24 protein-coding genes and 1 tRNA gene are annotated in these 21843 nt (G+C 56.9%); 19 read left to right on the forward strand and 6 right to left on the reverse strand.

Going from position 1 to position 21843, the window contains the following annotated elements; all coding sequences use genetic code 11:
* The first annotated feature begins 140 nt into the window (after positions 1-140).
* The 8 genes from WLY71_RS04855 to WLY71_RS04890 all read left to right on the forward strand — a co-directional run bounded on the left by WLY71_RS04855 (position 141) and on the right by WLY71_RS04890 (position 7810).
* Entirely contained in the window at positions 141-602 is a 462-nt protein-coding gene (locus tag WLY71_RS04855; protein WP_347802699.1) for a hypothetical protein, read from the forward strand.
* Positions 603-798: 196 nt separating this feature from the next.
* Complete coding sequence (locus WLY71_RS04860; RefSeq protein WP_347802700.1) at positions 799-1755, forward strand: sugar ABC transporter substrate-binding protein; 957 nt, start codon at positions 799-801, stop codon at positions 1753-1755.
* Between the two features lie 56 nt (positions 1756-1811).
* Complete coding sequence (locus WLY71_RS04865) at positions 1812-3365, forward strand: sugar ABC transporter ATP-binding protein (RefSeq protein ID WP_347802701.1); 1554 nt, start codon at positions 1812-1814, stop codon at positions 3363-3365.
* Positions 3362-4339 (forward strand): ABC transporter permease, encoded by a 978-nt coding sequence (locus tag WLY71_RS04870; RefSeq protein WP_008145645.1) that lies wholly within the window; start codon positions 3362-3364, stop codon positions 4337-4339. Before WLY71_RS04865 ends, WLY71_RS04870 begins: the two co-directional genes overlap by 4 nt.
* Before the next feature lie 3 nt (positions 4340-4342).
* A complete protein-coding gene (locus WLY71_RS04875) occupies positions 4343-5362 on the forward strand; it encodes a LacI family DNA-binding transcriptional regulator (protein ID WP_347802702.1) in 1020 nt (339 codons plus the stop codon).
* 57 nt (positions 5363-5419) lie between these two features.
* Complete coding sequence (gene rbsK, locus WLY71_RS04880) at positions 5420-6337, forward strand: ribokinase (RefSeq protein WP_347802703.1); 918 nt, start codon at positions 5420-5422, stop codon at positions 6335-6337.
* Positions 6334-6738, forward strand: coding sequence for a D-ribose pyranase (rbsD, locus tag WLY71_RS04885; RefSeq protein ID WP_140679595.1), 405 nt, complete (start codon positions 6334-6336; stop codon positions 6736-6738). Before rbsK ends, rbsD begins: the two co-directional genes overlap by 4 nt.
* A gap of 43 nt (positions 6739-6781) precedes the next feature.
* On the forward strand, positions 6782-7810 hold the full coding sequence (locus WLY71_RS04890) for a nucleoside hydrolase (RefSeq protein ID WP_347802704.1): 1029 nt from the start codon (positions 6782-6784) through the stop codon (positions 7808-7810).
* Positions 7811-7848: 38 nt separating this feature from the next.
* Here the strand turns inward: WLY71_RS04890 and WLY71_RS04895 are convergent, their stop codons facing one another.
* Positions 7849-8055, reverse strand: coding sequence for a hypothetical protein (locus tag WLY71_RS04895; RefSeq protein ID WP_282483146.1), 207 nt, complete (start codon positions 8053-8055; stop codon positions 7849-7851).
* 132 nt (positions 8056-8187) lie between these two features.
* Here WLY71_RS04895 and WLY71_RS04900 point away from each other — a divergent pair, with 132 nt between their 5' ends.
* The gene (locus WLY71_RS04900) at positions 8188-8493 is read left to right on the forward strand and encodes a hypothetical protein (RefSeq protein ID WP_008145652.1); all 306 of its coding nucleotides are present in this window, start codon (positions 8188-8190) and stop codon (positions 8491-8493) included.
* A 166-nt stretch (positions 8494-8659) separates the two neighbouring features.
* Positions 8660-8980: an I78 family peptidase inhibitor gene (locus WLY71_RS04905; protein ID WP_347802705.1), complete on the forward strand. Its 321-nt coding sequence runs from the start codon at positions 8660-8662 to the stop codon at positions 8978-8980.
* A gap of 72 nt (positions 8981-9052) precedes the next feature.
* Here the strand turns inward: WLY71_RS04905 and WLY71_RS04910 are convergent, their stop codons facing one another.
* Both WLY71_RS04910 and WLY71_RS04915 read right to left on the reverse strand, forming a co-directional pair.
* Entirely contained in the window at positions 9053-9265 is a 213-nt protein-coding gene (locus WLY71_RS04910; protein WP_007905882.1) for a cold-shock protein, read from the reverse strand.
* Positions 9266-9557: 292 nt separating this feature from the next.
* A complete protein-coding gene (locus WLY71_RS04915) occupies positions 9558-9860 on the reverse strand; it encodes a hypothetical protein (protein ID WP_347802706.1) in 303 nt (100 codons plus the stop codon).
* A 374-nt stretch (positions 9861-10234) separates the two neighbouring features.
* On the opposite strand from WLY71_RS04915, the gene thrS reads away from it, so the two are divergent.
* The 9 genes from thrS (at position 10235) to WLY71_RS04960 (ending at position 17690) form a co-directional block, all read left to right on the forward strand.
* Complete coding sequence (thrS, locus tag WLY71_RS04920; protein ID WP_008145656.1) at positions 10235-12157, forward strand: threonine--tRNA ligase; 1923 nt, start codon at positions 10235-10237, stop codon at positions 12155-12157.
* Positions 12157-12708, forward strand: a complete 552-nt coding sequence (gene infC, locus WLY71_RS04925) for a translation initiation factor IF-3 (RefSeq protein ID WP_176469887.1) — start codon at positions 12157-12159, stop codon at positions 12706-12708. Before thrS ends, infC begins: the two co-directional genes overlap by 1 nt.
* A 60-nt stretch (positions 12709-12768) precedes the next feature.
* Positions 12769-12963 (forward strand): 50S ribosomal protein L35, encoded by a 195-nt coding sequence (rpmI, locus tag WLY71_RS04930; protein WP_008145659.1) that lies wholly within the window; start codon positions 12769-12771, stop codon positions 12961-12963.
* A 27-nt stretch (positions 12964-12990) separates the two neighbouring features.
* A complete protein-coding gene (gene rplT, locus WLY71_RS04935; RefSeq protein WP_007905879.1) occupies positions 12991-13347 on the forward strand; it encodes a 50S ribosomal protein L20 in 357 nt (118 codons plus the stop codon).
* Positions 13348-13456: 109 nt separating this feature from the next.
* The gene (gene pheS / locus WLY71_RS04940) at positions 13457-14473 is read left to right on the forward strand and encodes a phenylalanine--tRNA ligase subunit alpha (RefSeq protein ID WP_007905876.1); all 1017 of its coding nucleotides are present in this window, start codon (positions 13457-13459) and stop codon (positions 14471-14473) included.
* Positions 14474-14499: 26 nt separating this feature from the next.
* On the forward strand, positions 14500-16881 hold the full coding sequence (pheT, locus tag WLY71_RS04945) for a phenylalanine--tRNA ligase subunit beta (RefSeq protein WP_347802707.1): 2382 nt from the start codon (positions 14500-14502) through the stop codon (positions 16879-16881).
* A 3-nt stretch (positions 16882-16884) separates the two neighbouring features.
* Positions 16885-17187: an integration host factor subunit alpha gene (gene ihfA / locus WLY71_RS04950; RefSeq protein ID WP_002553164.1), complete on the forward strand. Its 303-nt coding sequence runs from the start codon at positions 16885-16887 to the stop codon at positions 17185-17187.
* Positions 17168-17524 carry a MerR family transcriptional regulator gene (locus WLY71_RS04955; RefSeq protein ID WP_003179985.1) on the forward strand — a complete coding sequence of 119 codons (357 nt, stop codon included), beginning with the start codon at positions 17168-17170 and terminating at the stop codon, positions 17522-17524. Before ihfA ends, WLY71_RS04955 begins: the two co-directional genes overlap by 20 nt.
* A gap of 89 nt (positions 17525-17613) precedes the next feature.
* Positions 17614-17690, forward strand: a tRNA-Pro gene (locus WLY71_RS04960).
* 223 nt (positions 17691-17913) lie between these two features.
* Here WLY71_RS04960 and WLY71_RS04965 read toward each other — a convergent pair.
* The 3 genes from WLY71_RS04965 to WLY71_RS04975 all read right to left on the reverse strand — a co-directional run bounded on the left by WLY71_RS04965 (position 17914) and on the right by WLY71_RS04975 (position 21839).
* The gene (locus tag WLY71_RS04965) at positions 17914-18645 is read right to left on the reverse strand and encodes a hypothetical protein (RefSeq protein WP_347802708.1); all 732 of its coding nucleotides are present in this window, start codon (positions 18643-18645) and stop codon (positions 17914-17916) included.
* A gap of 360 nt (positions 18646-19005) precedes the next feature.
* Positions 19006-21336, reverse strand: coding sequence for a phage tail tape measure protein (locus WLY71_RS04970; RefSeq protein WP_347802709.1), 2331 nt, complete (start codon positions 21334-21336; stop codon positions 19006-19008).
* Between the two features lie 110 nt (positions 21337-21446).
* Positions 21447-21839 carry a hypothetical protein gene (locus WLY71_RS04975; protein ID WP_347802710.1) on the reverse strand — a complete coding sequence of 131 codons (393 nt, stop codon included), beginning with the start codon at positions 21837-21839 and terminating at the stop codon, positions 21447-21449.
* Positions 21840-21843 lie beyond the last annotated feature (4 nt).

A 21843-nucleotide genomic window follows, 5' to 3' on the forward strand; every position in this document is an offset into this window, starting at 1 on the left:
TTGAGCGTTTGTGTTCGGCTCTCCGAAAAGTACTACGACCTCTGTAGAGCAAATCGCCTTGCAAGATTGCGAATCAGTGCTAATGAAACCCGCGCTTCGGTCGATGTTCCTTTAAAGGATCTTTCTACTCAGGAGTTCACATGTCGTTATCCATTGGTATCCCAAACGCCGCAGGCGTCACCATCGGCGGCAAGTCCGCCGCTACGATTCAAGCGTTGAGCGATCAGACGGTCGATGCCGCGAATCAAGCGTTGGGTACGAAGGAAGGTGAGGGCAACCAAGTCAAGACTGGCCCTTTGGGGTTGGATAAAAGCGCGGGCGCGCAGACCGAAACCCCAGACGAGAGCAGCCAGAGTGTGGCGGTGAAAGTCCTGCTCAAACGCATGCAAGAGCTACAACAGCAACTGCGCGAGCAACAGCAACAATTAGCCGCAGCTCAGGCGGCGTCTTATCCGACACCGGAAGCCAAGGCCACTGTGGTCATGGCAGTTCAAGGGCAGATTGCCGACACCAATGGTGCGTTGCTGGAAGTGTCCGCGGCCCTGGTCAAGGAAATGGCCAAGGGTTCCAGCACCGGAACGGTGGTCAACACCACGGCATGACTTGAATGCCCGGCTTTTGCCAGTCAGTTCAAATAAATGGTCGTTTCTGGTCGTTGACAAATGTCGGCAGGGTTCGCATAGTTCGGTCTACGCAAACGTTTGCGCGATGCTCCCGGTGGTTATCCATCAGTGAGCGCAATGAAGCCTGCGCCAGCGCAAGCGTTGCTCACAATAATCATAAGATCGGAGTGAACCCATGAAGCTGCCATTCGCTGGACGTCTTCTCGCTGTCGCTATGCTGGCTGCCGCATCCGTCGCGTTACCTGTCTCTTCGGCCTTCGCCGAGACGCCTGAAAAACCCAAAGTCGCGCTGGTCATGAAATCCCTGGCCAATGAATTCTTCCTGACCATGGAAGACGGCGCCAAGGCCTATCAGAAAGACCACTCCGGCGATTTCGAGCTGATCTCCAACGGCATCAAAGATGAAACCGACACGGCTGGCCAGACACGCATCGTCGAGCAAATGATTCTGGCCAAGGTCAATGCGCTGGTCATCGCGCCGGCTGACTCCAAGGCCATGGTTCCAGTGATCAAGAAAGCCATCGATGCCGGTATCACCGTGATCAACATCGACAACCAGCTGGACCCGGCTGTGGTCAAAAGCAAAAACATCACCGTACCGTTCGTAGGCCCGGATAACCGCAAAGGCGCGCGTCTGGTGGGCGAGTACCTGGCCAAGCAACTGAAGGCCGGAGACGAAGTCGGCATCATCGAAGGCGTTTCAACCACCACCAACGCACAGCAAAGAACCGCAGGCTTCAAGGATGCGATGGAAGCGGCGCAGATCAAGGTCGTCTCTTTGCAGTCCGGTGACTGGGAAATCGACAAAGGCAACAAGGTTGCTGCCTCGATCCTCAGCGAATACCCGCAAGTCAAAGCCCTGCTGGCCGGCAACGACAGCATGGCCGTCGGCGCAGTATCCGCCGTGCGCGCAGCGGGCAAGGCCGGCAAGGTGCAAGTGGTCGGTTACGACAACATCAACGCCATCAAGCCAATGCTCAAGGATGGTCGCGTTCTGGCCACCGCTGACCAGTTTGCAGCCAGGCAAGCCGTGTTTGGCATCGAGACTGCGCTGAAGATCATCAAAGGTGAGAAAGTCGACAGCGGCACCAATGGCGTGATCGAAACTCCGGTAGAGCTGGTCACCCAGTAGTCCTTCTGGCGACACAACGGTGCTCGCCCGTCGGGGCGAGCGCATGGAGAGTTTTTATGTCAGTTTCCGCCCCGAACGCTGTCCTCTCGGTCAGCGGTATCGGTAAGACCTACGCCCAACCGGTCCTGACCGGCATCGACCTGACGCTGATGCGCGGTGAAGTGCTGGCGCTGACCGGCGAAAACGGCGCGGGAAAAAGCACGCTGTCGAAGATCATCGGCGGGCTGGTCACACCGACCACCGGCCACATGCAATTCCAGGGGCAGGATTACCGCCCCGCAAGCCGCACTCAGGCCGAAGACCTCGGCATCCGCATGGTGATGCAAGAGCTCAATCTGTTGCCGACCCTGTCGGTGGCGGAAAACCTTTTTCTCGACAACCTGCCCAGCAAGGGCGGCTGGATCAGTCGCAGGCAATTGCGCAAGGCAGCGATCGAAGCCATGGCCCAGGTCGGCCTCGACGCGATTGACCCGGACACGCTGGTGGGCGAATTGGGCATCGGTCACCAGCAAATGGTGGAGATCGCCCGCAACCTGATTGGCGATTGCCACGTGCTGATCCTCGACGAACCGACCGCGATGTTGACGAACCGTGAAGTCGAGATGCTGTTCGAGCAGATCACTCGTCTGCAAGCTCGCGGCGTGTCGATCATCTATATCTCGCACCGTCTCGAAGAACTGGCGCGGGTCGCCCAGCGTATTGCGGTACTGCGCGATGGCAACCTGGTTTGCGTCGAGCCGATGGCCAATTACAGCAGCGAGCAACTGGTGACGCTGATGGTCGGTCGTGAACTCGGCGAACACATCGACATGGGCCCGCGCAAGATCGGCGCTCCAGCCTTGACGGTCAAAGGGCTGACCCGTTCCGACAAGGTTCGCGACGTGTCGTTCGAAGTGCGCGCTGGCGAGATTTACGGGGTTTCCGGTTTGATCGGGGCAGGGCGCACCGAGTTGCTGCGCTTGATCTTCGGTGCTGATACAGCGGACAGCGGCACGGTTGCACTCGGTTCGCCAGCACAGGTCGTTAGTATTCGTTCGCCGGCTGACGCGGTCGGTCATGGCATCGCCCTGATCACTGAAGACCGCAAGGGCGAAGGCTTGCTGCTGACCCAATCGATCAGCGCGAATATTGCCTTGGGCAATATGCCGGTAATTTCCAGCGGTGGCATCGTCAACAATGGTGACGAGATGGCGTTGGCCCAGCGTCAGATCGACGCCATGCGCATCCGCAGCTCCAGCCCGACGCAACTTGTGTCGGAACTGTCCGGCGGCAACCAGCAGAAAGTCGTGATCGGCCGGTGGCTTGAGCGTGATTGCTCGGTAATGCTGTTCGACGAGCCAACGCGTGGCATCGACGTCGGCGCCAAGTTTGACATTTATGCCTTGCTCGGTGAGCTGACCCGTCAAGGCAAAGCGCTCGTGGTGGTGTCCAGCGACCTGCGTGAACTGATGTTGATCTGCGACCGCATCGGCGTGCTCTCGGCGGGACGTCTGATTGACACCTTTGAGCGTGACAGCTGGACCCAGGATGATTTGCTTGCCGCCGCGTTCGCCGGCTACCAAAAACGTGATGCGTTGCTCAACGAAGCAGCGCCTAGGGATCTCGCATGAATACTGCAGTGACTGCCGGCAAACGTAGTGGCAACTTTTACGGCCTCGGTACCTATCTGGGACTGGCCGGTGCCTTGCTGGCAATGGTTGCGCTGTTCTCGGTTCTAAGTAGCCATTTCCTGTCCTATGACACCTTCAGCACCCTGGCCAACCAGATTCCGGACTTGATGGTGCTGGCGGTCGGCATGACGTTCGTGTTGATCATCGGCGGTATCGACCTGTCGGTGGGCTCGGTGCTCGCGCTCGCGGCGTCAACGGTCAGCGTGGCAATTCTCGGTTGGGGCTGGAGCGTGTTGCCTGCGGCGCTGCTCGGAATGGCGGCGGCAGCACTGGCCGGGACCATCACGGGTTCGATTACTGTGGCGTGGCGGATTCCGTCGTTCATCGTGTCCCTCGGCGTGCTGGAAATGGCCCGCGGTGTGGCGTATCAGATGACCGGATCGCGCACGGCCTACATCGGTGATGCCTTCGCCTGGTTGTCCAACCCGATCGCCTTCGGCATCTCGCCGTCGTTCATCATTGCCTTGCTGATCATCTTCATTGCCCAGGCCGTGCTGACGCGTACCGTGTTCGGTCGTTACCTGATCGGCATCGGCACCAACGAAGAGGCGGTGCGTCTGGCAGGGATCAATCCGAAGCCCTACAAGATCCTGGTATTCAGTCTGATGGGGCTGCTGGCCGGTATTGCTGCGCTGTTCCAGATTTCCCGTCTGGAAGCGGCGGATCCGAATGCCGGCTCCGGGCTGGAGCTGCAAGTGATCGCCGCGGTCGTGATCGGCGGCACCAGTTTGATGGGTGGCCGAGGTTCGGTCATCAGTACGTTCTTCGGGGTTCTGATTATTTCCGTATTGGCGGCCGGTCTCGCGCAGATCGGCGCAACTGAACCCACCAAACGCATCATCACCGGCGCGGTGATCGTGGTGGCGGTGGTGCTTGATACTTATCGCAGTCAGCGCGCAAGCCGGCGGACCTGAGTCATGGCAACGATCAAGGATGTGGCAGCGCTCGCGGGAATTTCCTACACCACGGTTTCCCACGTAGTGAACAAGACCCGGCCGGTGAGCGAAGAGGTGCGGGTCAAGGTTGAGGCAGCAATCAAAACTCTCGACTACGTGCCCAGTGCCGTGGCCCGGTCTCTCAAAGCCAAAACCACGGCGACCATCGGTCTGCTGGTGCCCAACAGCCTCAACCCGTACTTCGCCGAACTGGCGCGCGGCATCGAGGATTACTGCGAGCGTAATGGCTACTGCGTGATTCTCTGTAACTCCGATGACAACCCGGACAAGCAACGCAGCTACCTGCGCGTACTGCTGGAAAAACGCATCGACGGGCTGATCGTCGCTTCGGCTGGAGGTGACGCGGGGCTGGCGGAGGGCCTTGCAGGCGTGCGTACGCCTATGGTGATCGTCGACCGTGGACTGGAAGGTGTGAATGCCGACATGGTGCGGATCGATCACGAATACGGCGCCTATCTGGCGACCCGCCACCTTCTGGAATTGGGGCACCGGGACATTGCCACTATTGGCGGCCCGGCGAGTACCAGCGTGGCTCAGATGCGCCTGGCCGGTTATTGCCGTGCCCTGAAAGAGGCAGGTGTCGAAGTATCCCGCGAGCGCATGCTGGAAAGCGACTTCACCAGCACCGGCGGTTACAGCGCCGCCGCGATGCTGCTGGAAAAGAACCCGCCGAGCGCGATCTTCGCTGGTAACGACATGATTGGCATCGGTGTGCTGCGAGCGGCGGCCGAGCGCAATATTCGCGTGCCGACGGAGCTGTCGGTGATCGGCTTCGACGATATTCAGATGAGCCGCTATGTGTACCCGGCGCTGACCACCGTGGGGCAGTCAATCCTGCAACTTGGCGAGATGGCGGCCGAAGTGCTTTTAAGAAGAATCGCCACGCCGGATATGGCCACCGATCAACGGATCGTGACGCCCAGTATTGTCCTGCGGGAGTCGACTGCGCCGCTGGCCGGCGTGTTCGCCCAGTTCCGTTGAAATAGAAAGCCGCTAAATCAAAAGCACCGCTGAAACAGAATTGATGAGTAGTGACGTATGCCCGCAAAAGTAGTGGTTATAGGCAGCCTGAACATGGACCTGGTCACCCGGGCGCCACGGTTGCCCCGTGGCGGTGAAACGCTGATCGGCGAGTCGTTTGCCACGGTTTCCGGTGGCAAGGGCGCGAATCAGGCGGTCGCAGCGGCGAGGCTGGGCGCGCAGGTGTCGATGGTCGGTTGCGTGGGCAGCGATGCCTACGGCGAAGAGCTGCGTGGGGCGCTGTTGGCCGAGCAGATCGATTGCCAGGCAGTCAACATCGTCGACGATTCCAGCGGCGTAGCGTTGATCGTGGTCGATGACAACAGCCAGAACGCAATCGTGATCGTTGCCGGTGCCAACGGAGCGCTGACTCCAGAGGTGATTGATCGATTCGACCCCGTATTGCGGGCGGCGGACGTGATCATCTGTCAGCTGGAAATCCCGGATGCCACTGTCGGTCATGCGCTCAAACGCGGCCGTGAGTTGGGTAAGACCGTGATCCTCAACCCGGCGCCGGCCAGCCGCCCACTGCCGGCGGACTGGTACGCGTCCATCGATTATCTGATTCCCAACGAAAGCGAGGCCTCGGCGCTGAGTGGTTTGCCAGTGGATTCTCTGGCATCTGCCGAAACCGCTGCATCCCGGTTGATCTCCTTGGGCGCCGGCAAGGTCATCATCACCCTCGGTGCTCAAGGTTCGCTGTTTGCCAACGGCAAAGGCTTCGAGCACTTCCCGGCGCCGAAGGTGAAATCTGTCGATACCACGGCGGCTGGCGACACCTTCGTTGGTGGTTTCGCCGCTGCACTGGCGGCCGGCAAAAGCGAGGCCGAAGCGATCCGTTTCGGCCAGGTCGCCGCGGCGCTGTCGGTGACCCGTGCTGGCGCGCAACCTTCGATTCCCACCTTGTCCGACGTACAGGCCTTTAAAGCACCATGAAAAAGACACCTTTGCTCAACGTCGCGTTGTCGCGGCTGATCGCATCCCTGGGCCATGGCGACAAGGTGGTGATCGGCGACGCAGGTCTACCGGTGCCACCAGGCGTTGAACTGATCGACCTGGCCCTGACCCACGGTATCCCGGATTTCGTCAGCACGTTGAAGGTTGTGCTCAGCGAAATGCAGGTCGAAAGCCATGTATTGGCCCAGGAGATTCTGGACAAAAAGCCTTCGGCATTGGCGACGCTCGATGAGCTGAATGCCGAAGGTGCGCTGGGTCGGCGTGAGCTGCTCAGTCATGACCAATTCAAAGTCCTCAGCCGACAGGCACGGGCGATTGTTCGTACAGGTGAATGTCAGCCGTACTGCAACATCGTGCTGGTGGCAGGGGTTACGTTCTAACTCGCTGTTGTCTTTCTGTTATCCCACGCACAAGGAGTGCGCTATGCACCGCTATGCTCAGAAACTGCACCACCTGCTCCGGAGTCTGCTGCTCTTGTCCCTGATTACCGCAACAAGCGCCCAGGCGGCGGAAAAGATCGACTTGATCATCGACACCGACCCGGGTGCCGATGACGTGGTTGCCTTGCTGTTTGCTCTGGCATCGCCGCAAGAGCTGAACATTCGTGCGTTGACCACCGTCGCCGGCAATGTGCGTCTGGACAAGACTTCGCGTAATGCGCGGCTGGCCCGCGAGTGGGCAGGTCGCGAGGAGGTGCCGGTCTACGCGGGCGCACCGAAGCCGCTGATGCGTACGCCGATCTATGCCGAGAACATCCATGGCAAGGAAGGACTGTCGGGTGTCACCGTTCATGAGCCGAAGAAAGGCCTGGCCCAGGGCAATGCGGTCAATTACCTGATCGATACCTTGAAAGCCGCCAAACCCCATAGCATTACCATCGCCATGCTCGGTCCACAGACCAACCTGGCCCTGGCGCTGATCCAGGAACCTGAGATCGTTCAGGGCATCAAGGAGGTGGTGATCATGGGCGGTGCACACTTCAATGGCGGCAACATCACCCCAGTGGCTGAGTTCAACCTGTTCGCCGATCCGCAGGCTGCGGAAGTGGTATTGAAAAGCGGCGTGAAGCTGACCTACCTGCCGCTCGACGTGACCCACAAGATCCTAACCAGTGAAGCGCGTCTTAAGCAGATTGCCGCGATCAACAACAATGCCAGCAAGCTGGTGGGCGATATTCTCAATGAATACGTCAAAGGCGACATGGAACACTACGGCATCCCGGGTGGCCCGGTGCATGACGCGACGGTCATCGCCTACCTGCTCAAGCCTGAGTTGTTCACCGGTCGCTCGGTAAATGTGGTGGTTGATAGTCGCGAAGGCCCGACGTTCGGCCAAACCATCGTCGACTGGTATGACGGCCTGAAAGCGCCGAAGAACGCTTTCTGGGTAGAAAGCGGCGACGCCCAGGGCTTCTTTGACCTGCTGACCGAGCGTCTGGCTCTTCTGAAGTAAGCCATAGACCCGCAGGTGCCAGCCTGCGGGTTTTACTTTCACTCGCTATCTATCAGGCCCATATAGTCGGTGGGGTACTTCTCGAATATCTGTGCGATGAATGTCTGGGCGGCTTGCGTCCCCAGTTCCTTGACCAATAGATCGATACCAATGATTGCCAACTCTTCCGGGCTGCCCGGGCTGTAAGAGCTGTGGCCCTGTGGCCACTTGGCTTTGATGTCGGCGTCGATACTTACGGTGGTCATGATGGCGCTCGTGAAGTCGGGAAAGTCTGAGTGTCGAGTTAACCATTTTGCGCGGCTTTTGGCACTCCGACTTAGGCATGAGGGGAGGGCTATGCGACACTTGGTCTTTGACGAATTTTCAAGGACTGTGCTGTGCAGATCGATTTGAACACTCCTGACGGCTTGACCCTTGAGGCGGTACGTCAGCTGCTGGCCTCTGCCAGCGACGATGAGCACACTCAATTGCGAGTCACCAAGGGCGGCATCGCCTACATTTCGTCAGGTGTTGTGGGCGGCACTGATATCAGCGGGCTGTTGTTTCGTCTGGAGACGTGGGCCAAGGGTTCCGGTTATGTAGGATTGGTCGCGGCCAGTGACGAGGTCTGGGTCATGCAGATTTTCAATGCGCTGAAAGAGAACTGGCCGAATCCGCCGTTCGACTACATTGACGTCTATTGAACGCTGTTCATATTCAGTCACGATTGAGTGGTAAACGGCAGGGCGATGCTCAGGCAAACTCGCCGCGTGTCCGAATAGAAGGCAGGGTGCTAGTACTCCCTGTGAAACCAAACGCCAGATTGGCGGTCGCACGATCTCAGCTTAACTATTGAAAAAAGGAGGCTTCATGCCTTGGAAGCTCGCGTCATTGGGTACTTTGTTGGCCGTTGCCATGCTGGCCGGTTGCAGCACTACCTCCACCGAGTCGACAACAGATCCTGTCACGACGACTGACACGGGTCACAGCCGTTGTGAGGCAAAGGCTGCCGAATTCACCATTGGCAAAAAGGTTTCGCCTGAACTGCTGGAGCAGGCGCGTACTCGCGCAGGCGCGCAGAATGCACGGTTCCTCTTGCCCTCCGACATGGTGACCCTGGAGTACCGCTCCGATCGCCTGAATCTGAATACCGATGCCAATCGGGTCGTCACCCGCGTCAACTGCGGCTGATCGCTTCGGGCTTTTGTTTCGCCCATAAAAAACCCCGTCACGTGGACGGGGTTTTTTTAGTGCGGCTGAAAATTACTCAGCGCGGACTTGTGCAGCTTGCATACCCTTTTGGCCTTTCTCAGCCACGAAGGAAACGGTCTGGCCTTCTTTCAGGCTTTTGAAACCGTCGCTTTCGATAGCTTTGAAGTGTACGAACAGGTCGTCACCGCCACCTTGAGGAGTGATGAAGCCGAAGCCTTTTTCATCGTTGAACCATTTAACGGTGCCGGTTTGGCGATTAGACATGGTGTATCTCCAAGAAACATATATTTTCAGTAGTGCTGTGCTGCTCAGGCCAACTGGGCACACCGGGGTATCATAGTCGAAATGTTCGCTTTGGGAGCCCCCCGGACGTGCTGTTTGCCCTGCAGTCGCGTTCTGTTTGCTGCTTTGTTTGGCTGCAAGCCCCGTTTTAAAAGGCTTTCAGCCAAAAGTAAAGACAATAAAAAAACCTGTAAAACCTGCATAAATTGTACGAAAAAGCGGTTTTCAGAGGCTTTTTACTGTCGTTGCAGGCGAAAAAAGCGCTCTGTTGGGCTTATTTTTTCGCTTTGTTATCGGCTTTGCACGACGAGATTTGGGTCAGTGCTTTTTGTTTCAGAGCATCACTGGCGGTGTTGTCCATCAGGGACTGGATGTCTTTGGCAGGGTACGATTTGATGGCATCGGCGCCGCAAGCGCAGTGAGCCTTCGCTGCTGCAGCACCGATCTGCGGAGTGGCCGCTTCTGTGCACTGAGCCATATATTTCTCGCGTTCGCCCTTCGGCCAATCGGCATGGGCGGCCAGTGGCAGCAGCAAAACGATGGGGGCGACTACTGCGAATAAACGTTTCAGATGCATGCTGGGATGCTCCTTGTGGGTCAATGTCTTGTTATCTGAGGGGTAAAGCAGGGTTCTAGTTCAGCACTCTGGCATAAAATTGCCCGATTTGCCCCAAGACAAAGCCTCGGTGCATCGACGACCGTTCATCTGTGCTAGCATGCCTGGCTCGGGCGTTTGCAGGCTCCGGATGACCTTCAGTCCCGGTAGCGGTAAATGTGCGAATAACCCTGATTTGAATCCCAGTCACTCTGGTTCGGTTTTCCGGTTGGCCGCAAGGCTCCTGCCGCTGTAAGGCAGGCGTTCGTCATTGAATGGCCTGGATCGGATCTTGTACTGGCTCATCCCAACCCACGTGACCTTTGGTAGGGGTCACCACTAGGAGAGGAGGCGCCATGCCAACTATTACTCTTCCCGACGGCAGTCAACGTTCATTCGATCACCCGGTATCCGTAGCCGAGGTCGCCGCATCCATTGGTGCAGGTCTGGCCAAAGCCACCGTGGCCGGCAAGGTCGATGGCAAGCTGGTCGACGCCAGCGACATCATCGGCAGCGACGCTACGCTGCAAATCATTACGCCAAAGGATGAAGAGGGGCTGGAGATCATTCGCCACTCTTGCGCCCACCTGGTTGGCCATGCGGTCAAGCAGCTTTACCCGACGGCCAAGATGGTCATCGGTCCGGTCATCGACGAAGGCTTCTATTACGACATCGCCTTCGAACGTCCTTTCACTCCGGACGACCTGGCCGCCATCGAACAGCGCATGCAGCAGCTGATCGAAAAAGATTACGACGTGATCAAGAAAGTCACTCCGCGCGCCGAAGTGATCGAAGTGTTCAAGGCCCGCGGCGAAGACTACAAACTGCGCCTGGTCGAAGACATGCCGAACGAGCAGGCCATGGGCCTGTACTATCACGAAGAATACGTCGACATGTGCCGCGGTCCGCACGTGCCGAACACGCGCTTCCTGAAATCCTTCAAGCTGACCAAGTTGTCCGGCGCCTACTGGCGTGGCGATGCCAAGAACGAGCAATTGCAGCGCGTTTACGGCACGGCGTGGGCAGACAAAAAGCAGCTGGCAGCTTACATCCAGCGCATCGAAGAAGCCGAGAAGCGCGATCACCGCAAGATCGGCAAGCGTCTGGGCCTGTTCCACACCCAGGAAGAGTCGCCGGGCATGGTGTTCTGGCACCCGAACGGCTGGACTCTGTACCAGGTGCTCGAGCAATACATGCGCAAGGTTCAGCGCGACAACGGTTACCTGGAAATCAAAACTCCGCAGGTCGTTGACCGCAGCCTGTGGGAGAAGTCCGGGCATTGGGCCAACTACGCCGACAACATGTTCACCACGCAGTCGGAAAATCGCGACTACGCCATCAAGCCGATGAACTGCCCTTGCCACGTGCAAGTGTTCAACCAAGGCCTGAAAAGCTACCGTGAGTTGCCAATGCGTTTGGCCGAATTCGGTGCTTGCCATCGTAATGAGCCATCGGGTGCTCTGCACGGCATCATGCGTGTGCGTGCGTTCACTCAGGACGACGCCCACATCTTCTGCACTGAAGAGCAGATGCAGGCCGAATCCGCTGCGTTCATCAAGCTGACCATGGACGTCTATGCCGACTTCGGCTTCAAAGACGTCGAGATGAAGCTGTCCACTCGTCCGGAAAAACGCGTCGGTTCCGACGAACTGTGGGATCGCGCCGAAGCGGCCCTGGCTGCAGCCCTTGATAGTGCTGGCCTGCCGTACGATCTGCAGCCGGGCGAGGGTGCGTTCTACGGTCCGAAGATCGAGTTCTCGCTGAAAGATTGCCTTGGCCGCGTCTGGCAGTGTGGTACCCTTCAGCTCGATTTTAACCTGCCTGTCCGTCTGGGAGCCGAATACGTCTCTGAAGACAACAGTCGCAAGCACCCGGTGATGTTGCACCGGGCGATCCTTGGCTCCTTCGAACGTTTCGTCGGAATCCTGATCGAGCACTACGAGGGTGCATTCCCCGCGTGGCTGGCTCCGACCCAGGCAGTGATCATGAATATCACTGATAAACAGGCTGATTTCGCCGCTGAGGTTGAAAAAACTCTCAACGAAAGCGGATTTCGTGCCAAGTCTGACTTGAGAAATGAAAAGATCGGCTTTAAAATCCGCGAGCATACTTTGCTCAAGGTTCCTTATCTCTTGGTTATCGGAGATCGGGAAGTCGAGATGCAGACTGTCGCTGTGCGTACTCGTGAAGGTGCTGACCTGGGCTCGATGCCCGTCGCCCAGTTCGCCGAGTTCCTCGCTCAAGCGGTTTCCCGGCGTGGTCGCCCAGATTCGGAGTAATTACTATTAAGCGTGAAATGAGACAAGATAAACGAGCTGCACCGAAGGCCCCGATCAACGAGAATATCTCGGCACGCGAGGTTCGGTTAATTGGGGCTGAAGGTGAACAGCTTGGGATTGTGTCAATTGAAGACGCGCTTCTTAAGGCTGAAGAGGCCAAACTGGATCTGGTGGAAATTTCCGCCGATGCAGTACCCCCTGTTTGCAAACTGATGGACTACGGCAAATCGATCTTCGAAAAGAAGAAGCAGGTTGCCGCGGCCAAGAAAAACCAGAAGCAGATTCAGGTTAAAGAAATCAAGTTTCGTCCAGGGACGGAGGAAGGGGATTACCAGGTAAAACTGCGCAACCTGGTACGTTTCCTGAGTGATGGGGACAGGGCCAAGGTATCCTTGCGATTCCGCGGCCGTGAGATGGCCCACCAGGAGCTGGGGATGGAACTCCTCAAGCGAGTTGAAGGTGACTTGCTCGAGTACGGTTCGGTCGAACAGCATCCTAAGATGGAAGGACGCCAGCTGATCATGGTCATCGCCCCGAAAAAGAAGAAATAATCAATAGGGCACGGCAGGCCTTCTGATTATGTTTATCAACTGAATGCGGAGTATCCGAACATGCCAAAAATGAAAACTAAAAGTGGTGCTGCTAAGCGGTTTCTGAAAACTGCTAACGGTATCAAGCACAAGCACGCTTTCAAGAGCCACATCCTGACTAAAATGTCGACCAAGCGTAAGCGTCAACTGCGCGGTAGCAGCTTGCTGGCACCGTGTGACGTGGCAAAAGTCGAGCGCATGCTGCGCCTTCGTTAATTTAGTCAAGAATAGAGGAAGTAACTCATGGCTCGTGTAAAGCGTGGCGTCATTGCCCGTAAACGTCACAAAAAAATTCTGAAACTTGCTAAAGGCTACTACGGTGCTCGCTCGCGCGTATTCCGTGTTGCCAAGCAAGCGGTAATCAAGGCAGGCCAATACGCCTACCGTGACCGTCGTCAGAAAAAACGTCAGTTCCGCGCTCTGTGGATCGCTCGTATCAACGCTGGTGCACGTATCAACGGTCTGTCCTACAGCCGTTTCATCGCCGGCCTGAAAAAAGCGTCCATCGAGATCGACCGTAAGGTTCTGGCTGATCTGGCAGTGAACGAAAAAGCGGCGTTTGCTGCGATTGTCGAGAAAGCTAAAGCCACCTTGGCTTAAGTACCCCCGACAGTCACCCGGCCTCACCTCTGTGGGGTCAGGTGTTAAACGTCATAAATAGGGGAAGAGCCTTCAAGCTCTTCCCCTATTTTGTATCTGGAGTCTGTACATGGAAAACCTGGATGCGCTCGTCTCTCAAGCTCTAGAGGCTGTGCAAAGCGCTGAAGATATCAATGCCCTGGAACAAATCCGGGTTCACTACCTTGGCAAAAAGGGTGAATTGACTCAGGTGATGAAGACCCTGGGGAATTTGCCGGCAGAAGAGCGTCCGCAAGTGGGCGCCCTGATCAACGTTGCCAAGGAGCGTGTCACAGAGGTTCTCAATGCGCGCAAGGCACTGTTTGAAGAGGCCGACCTGGCCGCCAAACTGTCCGCCGAGTCCATTGACGTGACCCTGCCTGGCCGTGGCCAGACCTCGGGTGGTCTGCATCCGGTTACTCGCACTCTGGAACGTATCGAACAGTTCTTCACTCACATCGGCTACGGCATTGCCGAAGGCCCTGAGGTCGAAGACGACTATCACAACTTCGAAGCACTCAACATCCCAGGCCATCACCCGGCCCGGTCGATGCATGACACCTTCTATTTCAATGCCAACATGTTGCTGCGCACCCATACCTCGCCGGTACAGGTCCGCACCATGGAATCGAAACAGCCGCCGATCCGCATCGTCTGCCCCGGCCGTGTGTACCGTAGCGACTCCGATATCACCCATTCCCCGATGTTCCACCAGGTCGAAGGCCTGCTGGTCGACCGTGATATCAACTTCGCCGACCTGAAAGGCACCATCGAAGAGTTCCTGCGCGTGTTCTTCGAAAAAGAACTGGCCGTGCGTTTCCGCCCTTCGTATTTCCCGTTCACCGAGCCGTCCGCTGAAGTCGACATGGAATGCGTGATGTGCAGCGGTAAAGGCTGCCGTGTCTGCAAGCAGACTGGCTGGCTGGAAGTGATGGGCTGCGGCATGGTTCACCCGAATGTGCTGCGCATGTCCGGGATCGACCCGGAAGAGTTTTCGGGCTTTGCCTTCGGCATGGGTGTTGAACGTCTGGCCATGCTGCGTTACGGCGTGAACGACTTGCGTCTGTTCTTCGACAACGACTTGCGGTTCCTCGCGCAATTTCGCTAGTCGTAACGAATTCTTAGGAGAGCAGGATGAAATTCAGTGAACAGTGGCTGCGTGGCTGGGTAAGCCCGCAGGTAAGTCGTGACGAGCTGGTTGCTCGTCTGTCGATGGCCGGTCTTGAGGTCGATAGCGTTACGCTGGCCGCCGGCGAATTCACCGGTGTGGTGGTGGGCGAGGTGCTGAGCACCGAACAGCACCCGGACGCTGACAAGTTGCGCGTTTGCCAGGTCAGCAATGGCTCGGAGACCTTCCAGGTCGTTTGCGGTGCGCCTAACGTGCGCCCGGGTCTGAAGATCCCGTTCGCCATGATCGGTGCCGAACTACCAGGCGATTTCAAGATTAAGAAAGCCAAACTGCGCGGCGTTGAGTCCAACGGCATGCTGTGCTCGCAAGCCGAGCTGCAAGTCGGCGAAGGCAACGATGGCCTGATGGAATTGCCAGCCGATGCGCCGGTCGGTCAGGACATTCGTGAGTACCTGAGCCTGGACGATGCCAGCATCGAGGTCGACCTGACCCCGAACCGCGGCGACTGCCTGTCCCTGGCCGGCCTGGCCCGTGAAGTCGGCGCGCTGTATGCCGCTGAAGTCACCCGTCCGGTGGTTGCTGTCGTTCCAGCTGTACACGATGAAGTGCGTTCGATCGAAGTGCTGGCACCAGCCGCTTGCCCGCGTTACCTGGGTCGTGTGATCCGTAACGTTGACCTTTCCAGGCCGACGCCGCTGTGGATGGTCGAGCGCTTGCGTCGTGGCGACGTGCGCAGCATCGACGCTGCCGTCGATATCACCAACTACGTGATGCTGGAGCTGGGTCAACCGCTGCACGCGTTCGATCTCGCCGAAATCAATGGCGGCATCCGCGTACGCATGGCCGAAGAAGGCGAGAAGCTGGTTCTGCTCGACGGTCAGGAAGTCAGCCTGCGTAGCGATACGCTGGTGATCGCCGACCACACCCGCGCCCTGGCCATCGCCGGCGTCATGGGTGGCGAGCACAGTGGCGTCAACACCGCGACCACTCGTGATATTTTCCTGGAAAGCGCGTTTTTCGATCAGATTGCCGTCGCCGGCAAGGCTCGTTCCTACGGCCTGCACACCGACGCTTCGCACCGCTACGAGCGTGGCGTGGACTGGCAATTGTCCCGTGAAGCCATGGAGCGTGCCACTGGCCTGCTGCTGGAAATCACTGGCGGCGAAGCTGGCCCGATTATCGAAACCGTCAACGAGCAGCACCTGCCGTCGATTGCGCCGGTTACTCTGCGTGCGCAACGCATCACTCAGATGCTGGGTATGGAAATGGATTCGACCGACGTCGAGCAACTGCTCAGCGGCTTGGGTCTGAAGATTTCTGCCGATGGGGCAGAGCAGTGGCGCGTTGAAGTTCCAAGCCATCGCTTTGACATCAGCCTGGAAGTCGATCTGATCGAAGAACTGGCTCGTCTGTATGGTTACAACCGTCTGCCGGTTCGCTACCCGCAAGCTCGTCTGGCGCCGCAGGCCAAGGCTGAAGCTCGTAGCGATCTGCCTGAGCTGCGTCGCCTGCTGGTGGCTCGTGGTTACCAGGAAGCGATCACCTACAGCTTCATCGATCCGAAACAATTCGAGTTGTTTAATCCGGGGGTCGAACCGCTGCTGCTGGCCAACCCGATCTCGAACGACATGGCGGCCATGCGCTCGTCCTTGTGGCCGGGTCTGGTGAAGGCGCTCCAGCACAACCTGAACCGTCAACAGGATCGCGTTCGTTTGTTCGAAAGCGGCCTGCGTTTTGTCGGTCAGCTGGAAGATCTGAAGCAAGAGCCGATGCTGGCGGGTGTTGTTTGCGGTAGCCGCCTGCCGGAAGGCTGGGCGCAAGGTCGCGATGTCGTGGACTTCTTCGACGCCAAAGCCGACGTAGAAGCGGTGCTCGGCTTTGCCGGTGCACTGGATTCGTTCACTTTCGTACCGGGCAAACACCCTGCGTTGCACCCGGGTCAAACCGCACGCATCGAACGTGAAGGTCGCTTGGTCGGTTTCGTCGGCGCTATTCACCCTGAATTGTCGAAAACCCTCGGTCTCGACCGTCCGGTCTTCGTTTTCGAGCTGGTTCTGGCCGAAGTGGCATTGGGTAAAATGCCTAAATTCCAGGAGTTATCGCGTTTTCCTGAAGTGCGTCGTGACCTGGCACTGATTGCGGCCAAGGACGTCGCGGCCAGTGCTGTACTGGACGTAATCCGTGAAAATGCAGGCGAATGGCTGACAGACCTCAGGCTATTTGACGTGTATCAGGGTAAAGGCATTGATCCTGATAGAAAAAGCCTTGCAGTCGGCTTGACCTGGCAGCATCCATCGCGCACTCTTAATGACGATGAGGTGAATACCACGACGCAAAACATCCTCACCTCGCTCGAACAAAGGTTGAACGCCACGTTAAGGAAGTGACGTATGGGGGCTCTGACGAAAGCTGAGATGGCGGAACGTCTGTATGAAGAGCTGGGCCTGAATAAACGGGAAGCCAAGGAATTGGTCGAACTGTTTTTTGAAGAAATCAGGCACGCTCTTGAAGACAACGAACAAGTCAAATTGTCCGGTTTCGGCAATTTCGACCTTCGGGACAAACGCCAGCGGCCTGGCCGCAATCCGAAAACGGGTGAAGAAATCCCGATCACGGCTCGCCGTGTGGTCACCTTTCGTCCAGGGCAGAAGTTGAAGGCCCGAGTTGAGGCTTATGCTGGAACCAAGTCATAACGACGAACTACCCGTCATCCCAGGCAAACGCTACTTCACCATTGGTGAAGTCAGCGAGCTGTGTGCGGTAAAACCGCACGTGCTGCGTTACTGGGAGCAGGAGTTTCCTCAACTCAATCCCGTCAAACGCCGCGGAAACCGCCGGTATTATCAGCGACAAGACGTACTGATGATCCGGCAGATCCGCGCGCTTCTTTATGATCAGGGGTTCACCATCGGTGGTGCACGCCTGCGTTTGTCCGGCGATGAAGCCAAAGACGACACGACCCAATACAAGCAAATGATCCGCCAGATGATCGCCGAGCTGGAGGATGTTCTGGTGGTACTCAAGAAATAAATTCCTGCTTTTAAATACTTCCAGTTTTCAAAAGCTTGCGATATATTCTTGAGCGTTCTTCGAGAAGAGGAACGGATTTAACGCCTAGTCGGGGCGTAGCGCAGTCCGGTAGCGCACTAGCATGGGGTGCTAGGGGTCGAGTGTTCGAATCACTCCGTCCCGACCATATAGTTCAATGACTTAGGCCAGTGTTCACAGCACTGGCCTTTTTCATGTGCGTGACTTTTGCGTGACTTCTCTATTTTTCACGCCTGCTTCCTCTTCAAAATTGTCAGACCGGTCTGTAAGTTGGTGCCGGATTTGGCACTACCTTGCAAGATGTTTGGCACAGGCTGCTTGCTTTCAAATCACTGAATTTTGCTCAATCTTTGGCACCGCAGCGGTGACACTCAAACTGCTGGTTTTGATGCCTGAGGAAATTTTGCATCTGGAAAGCCTTTTTTCAGCGCCGTGTGTAGCTCTTCAGCTACTTTATCCAAGTCTTCAATTGATCTGTCTACTCTGAAAATCAGACGTTTCGTTTGGTCTATCAATTGTGAGAACAGTCGTGGGCCAAGTGCTTGCTCTAAAGTCGCGTGCGAGACCGGTCCGCCTTTGGGGATGATTTTTTCTAAAATTGGCTGCACTTCCGCATAGTGCAGAGTCGAGCGGGTTCGGACCACGTCTACTGCATGAAGAAAATTCTGTTCGGCAATGACCAGTGCCTCCAGTATCCCTGCATTTCCTAGGTCAAGAAAGAACGCAAGGCTATCCAGGTCTATCCTCGGCGGCTCTTCTAGGGGGTAGTCTATTGGGGGGAGTGAAATTACGGCTGAGGGGTTATCGCGGTAGTCATCTACAAAGTCCATCTGAATCTGAGCGACAATATTTACTTGGCGCCACAACGTGAACATAGCCCGTGCGCCAGCACCTATCTGCCTTTTCCGCTCGTCCTCCTGAGCCGCATCTCGTACCAAGGAAGCTCCATACCATGCACCGGCGTAGGCAGCGATCAACGTAGCTACAGCTGGCAAAAAGTCTTTTGCGAAAGCTGCTAGTTGCGGAGTTCCAAACGGAGCGCTGAAGGACGCTGCAACAATAATCAAAACCAATAGGGTGAGCGGGCTTTTTAGCTTTTTCATTCAATCCCTCGCATGATCAGTCCCTTATTTAGTTTGCAAGCCTTACGCAGATGCAGAGCTCTAGCCTATCTGTTTGATTTGGATGCTGCTGTGACTGTCCAGCGGCAATCCGGTTTGAAATACATGCTTAATGCGCCGACACACATCAAGCTCCTTGACTGTAGGCATGGAGGTTGTGGCGGCAACTGCTCAGTCAATAGGAGTGCTAGGGTAGGTCAGCTCTGCATGTTCTTGCTAGGGGTGTGGTTGTCAGACGAAAAAAAACCTTGGAACGCTAATCAGGCGTCCAAGGCTAAAGTGTCACGAGATGGAGAAACCCGGAGAGGAAAGCCATCCCGTTAACGCTGTAATCTGGTGTTACTAACCACCTCGTCTCATCTGAACCCCCACTCGCCGCTCAAGCTCCGTCAGCACCGTGCCCGTGTCGGCCCTCACTTCAAATACAAAGGGCCGCTCCAGAACAGCCTTAAGTCGGTTGATGGCTCCATCCAACCCAGCAAGGCTGCTACTTCCGCCCATGCCCCCCATTGCCGCGCCTAGTAGTTTGTTGGATTGCATCTGCGCCCATTCATTAGCGCCTGCGACCGATGTGCCTTGCGCCGTCAAACCTGTTTGCTGGTGAGCAAGGCGTGACGCCTGACTCGAAATCCAGCTATCAGCGGCATCAGGGTTTTGCTCAGACAGGCTCATGCGATTGCGGTAGAAGGCGGTGATATAGGCCTTCTGGCTATCACTCGACAGCTTGCTCCGCTGTGCCTGATCCAGCCGGGTCGCATCATCCTGAGGCGTAGAGCCGGGAATAAACGCGCCAGCAAGCTGAGGTAATCTGGCTGCGATTCGAGGCGCCTGAGTCAGCGCGTACACACCAGCAGCCTTGGCAGCCGGTTCCAGAGCCTTTGCCCATTTGGCAAAGACAGATGGTGTTGCGGGTGCCTTCTTCCCAGCGGAAGAACCCAACGATAGATCGGCTGAAACGCCTGCCCCCATGTTACTTGGCCAGTTGGTGACGAACACCGAGGTCACGCCTGTGGCTTCTTCCAGCACCTTACCAACGGCAATACCCTTCATGGTCTCCAGTGGGTTGCCCATGCCTGGCAGTTTATTGAGCAAGGCACCGGCACCTTTCTTGAGCCCACGGCCGGTGTAGTAGCCTCCAATCGCGGTGGCTGCCCCCAAGCCCATCATCTGTTCGCCGGAGAGATTCAAGTCATCGAGCAGGTACGAGCCCATGCTGGAAAACGCTTCATTAATAGGGCGCGACATGCGATCCGTTGCATCACGCAGTGTCGCCCGCATACGACCCGCCGTGCCGGTGGCGCTTCCGGTGTTCTCCTTGAGCTGCTGATTGAAGATCGGCGCCGAGTTATGAACCTTGTCGGAAATGCCCACCATGTTCTTCTCGCGGTCGCCCGACAGCATCCAACGCCAGGACGATACCGCGTCGCGATCCATGCTCTTGAACACCACGTTAAAGAATGCGGCCCGTGCTTTGTCGTCGGGCATTTTGTCGTACTTTTTGCGCATATCTGCGACGACCTCGAAGGGGTCGCGACGACTCTTGTCTTTGTTGAAGAACGGGATGCCGGTGGTCTTGGTGACTTGTTCCTGATATGAGCCTGTGTTGAACACGGTCAGGAAGCTCCCCACCATCGTTCGCAGGTTGTCGGCGTTCGGCTCGACGTTGGACAAGGATTCGATCAAGCCGAGGGACTGGTGGAACTTGAAACCCGCCGCGCTGGCATTGGCACCGACCTTGTTGAAGATGTCGCCCAGGTCGCCCAACTCAGCCTTCGCCGCATCCCCCGCAATAGTCATTTTTTGGAGAATATCCAGCATGGACGCCGGGTTCTCCAGGTCGAAGCCGTAGGCCTCTTTTGCCGCCATACCAACCCCGGCCAGAACAGCGGGATCAGCATTGCGAAGTGCGTTCGCTTGACCGATAGCGTCGATACTCGACTTGGCGGCTTTGGGACTGAGCCCGCCCGCCAGCAACGCCTCTGCACCACTCAGGATAGCGTCAGGATCATTGCCATACGATTTGGATACTCGGAATACTTCTTTCCTCATGTCCTCATTTTGAGCGGGCGACATATCAGCCGTCTGGCCCAACTGGATCATCCTTCGATCCGTCTTGGCACTGCTCGAAACCGAAAGCCCAACACCGATGCCAAAACCGGCGCCAGCCAGATGGCCGTTGACGCCGCCCATCATGGACTTGACCCGGCTAAACTCGGCACGAGTGGCTGCCGCGACAGTTTTGATGGTGCGCAGGCTGCTGGTAGCGGCACGGGCTAACTGGCGGAAACTGGCGCTTGTACGATCAACATTGGTACGCAGCGGATTAATGCCTTCCCGATCTGCGCCACGCAGATTCGTTTTGGCTTCTTGAGCAGCACGGCGAGCCGCTTGCCCCATGTTCTTGAGTCCAGTTGTCGTCTGGATCACTTCAGTACGAAACTCGCGTCCACCCTTGGTGCTATCACGTACTGCCTGGCGGATAGCCTTGAAGCTACCCACACCAGCACGTCCGAGATTGGAGATAGACGACTGAGCTTTTTGACTCTCGACAGAAAGTGCGCGAGCGCCCTCTTTGCCAGCTTGGCGCAAGTCGCGGTTCAAGCCAGCGATCTCGCGTCGGCTATTGCCCGAGTTTGCCTGGATACGTAACGCGACGCGTAGATCGGCGGACATGAACTACCCCTTGGTTTTTTTGCTTCGCTTACTGACGTAGCGAGTGCCCGTTTTTTGTTTGCCGATCAGCAGATCGAGACGAGTCTCGATCTCTGATTTAGGCATCCGGTTTATTTCGTCGAGTCGGTAGCCGAATCGGACAAGGGCGTGTTCGACTTGTCGCCAGCCGTGCTTGCTGCGCTCGGCAGCGCGATTTTTTTTTCCAGTGCTTCGTCGGCGGCACCGAGTAGTGCCAAGTCGGATTCCGCGAGTTCGGCACGCAACAGATCGAAGGTCAGCGCTTCCGGTGGAATGTCGCCCAGGGACAGCAACTGACGGTGATAAATTGCCATTGTCGCTACCTGCAACGAGGCGTCCGGATGTTCGCTTTGAACATCCATCAGATCCCCCGCAAGAGGAATGCGCAGGGTGAAATGCTTGTGCCGAGTTCCGGCATAGAACACCCCGACAGCCAGTTCGCCATCAATGGTCAAACCTTCCCAGCGCTTATCAACATTACTCATCTTG

The organism is Pseudomonas rossensis, assembly GCF_039888995.1.
GTDB lineage: Bacteria > Pseudomonadota > Gammaproteobacteria > Pseudomonadales > Pseudomonadaceae > Aquipseudomonas > Aquipseudomonas rossensis.

Bases quoted from the DNA above. Each gene is read 5' to 3' on its own strand.
- WLY71_RS04855 (WP_347802699.1), top strand. From the start codon at position 141: ATGTCGTTATCCATTGGTATCCCAAACGCCGCAGGCGTCACCATCGGC.
- WLY71_RS04860 (WP_347802700.1), top strand. From the start codon at position 799: ATGAAGCTGCCATTCGCTGGACGTCTTCTCGCTGTCGCTATGCTGGCT.
- WLY71_RS04865 (WP_347802701.1), top strand. From the start codon at position 1,812: ATGTCAGTTTCCGCCCCGAACGCTGTCCTCTCGGTCAGCGGTATCGGT.
- WLY71_RS04870 (WP_008145645.1), top strand. From the start codon at position 3,362: ATGAATACTGCAGTGACTGCCGGCAAACGTAGTGGCAACTTTTACGGC.
- WLY71_RS04875 (WP_347802702.1), top strand. From the start codon at position 4,343: ATGGCAACGATCAAGGATGTGGCAGCGCTCGCGGGAATTTCCTACACC.
- rbsK (WP_347802703.1), top strand. From the start codon at position 5,420: ATGCCCGCAAAAGTAGTGGTTATAGGCAGCCTGAACATGGACCTGGTC.
- rbsD (WP_140679595.1), top strand. From the start codon at position 6,334: ATGAAAAAGACACCTTTGCTCAACGTCGCGTTGTCGCGGCTGATCGCA.
- WLY71_RS04890 (WP_347802704.1), top strand. From the start codon at position 6,782: ATGCACCGCTATGCTCAGAAACTGCACCACCTGCTCCGGAGTCTGCTG.
- WLY71_RS04895 (WP_282483146.1), bottom strand. From the start codon at position 8,055: ATGACCACCGTAAGTATCGACGCCGACATCAAAGCCAAGTGGCCACAG.
- WLY71_RS04905 (WP_347802705.1), top strand. From the start codon at position 8,660: ATGCCTTGGAAGCTCGCGTCATTGGGTACTTTGTTGGCCGTTGCCATG.
- WLY71_RS04910 (WP_007905882.1), bottom strand. From the start codon at position 9,265: ATGTCTAATCGCCAAACCGGCACCGTTAAATGGTTCAACGATGAAAAA.
- WLY71_RS04915 (WP_347802706.1), bottom strand. From the start codon at position 9,860: ATGCATCTGAAACGTTTATTCGCAGTAGTCGCCCCCATCGTTTTGCTG.
- thrS (WP_008145656.1), top strand. From the start codon at position 10,235: ATGCCAACTATTACTCTTCCCGACGGCAGTCAACGTTCATTCGATCAC.
- rpmI (WP_008145659.1), top strand. From the start codon at position 12,769: ATGCCAAAAATGAAAACTAAAAGTGGTGCTGCTAAGCGGTTTCTGAAA.
- rplT (WP_007905879.1), top strand. From the start codon at position 12,991: ATGGCTCGTGTAAAGCGTGGCGTCATTGCCCGTAAACGTCACAAAAAA.
- pheS (WP_007905876.1), top strand. From the start codon at position 13,457: ATGGAAAACCTGGATGCGCTCGTCTCTCAAGCTCTAGAGGCTGTGCAA.
- pheT (WP_347802707.1), top strand. From the start codon at position 14,500: ATGAAATTCAGTGAACAGTGGCTGCGTGGCTGGGTAAGCCCGCAGGTA.
- ihfA (WP_002553164.1), top strand. From the start codon at position 16,885: ATGGGGGCTCTGACGAAAGCTGAGATGGCGGAACGTCTGTATGAAGAG.
- WLY71_RS04955 (WP_003179985.1), top strand. From the start codon at position 17,168: ATGCTGGAACCAAGTCATAACGACGAACTACCCGTCATCCCAGGCAAA.
- WLY71_RS04965 (WP_347802708.1), bottom strand. From the start codon at position 18,645: ATGAAAAAGCTAAAAAGCCCGCTCACCCTATTGGTTTTGATTATTGTT.
- WLY71_RS04970 (WP_347802709.1), bottom strand. From the start codon at position 21,336: ATGTCCGCCGATCTACGCGTCGCGTTACGTATCCAGGCAAACTCGGGC.
- WLY71_RS04975 (WP_347802710.1), bottom strand. From the start codon at position 21,839: ATGAGTAATGTTGATAAGCGCTGGGAAGGTTTGACCATTGATGGCGAA.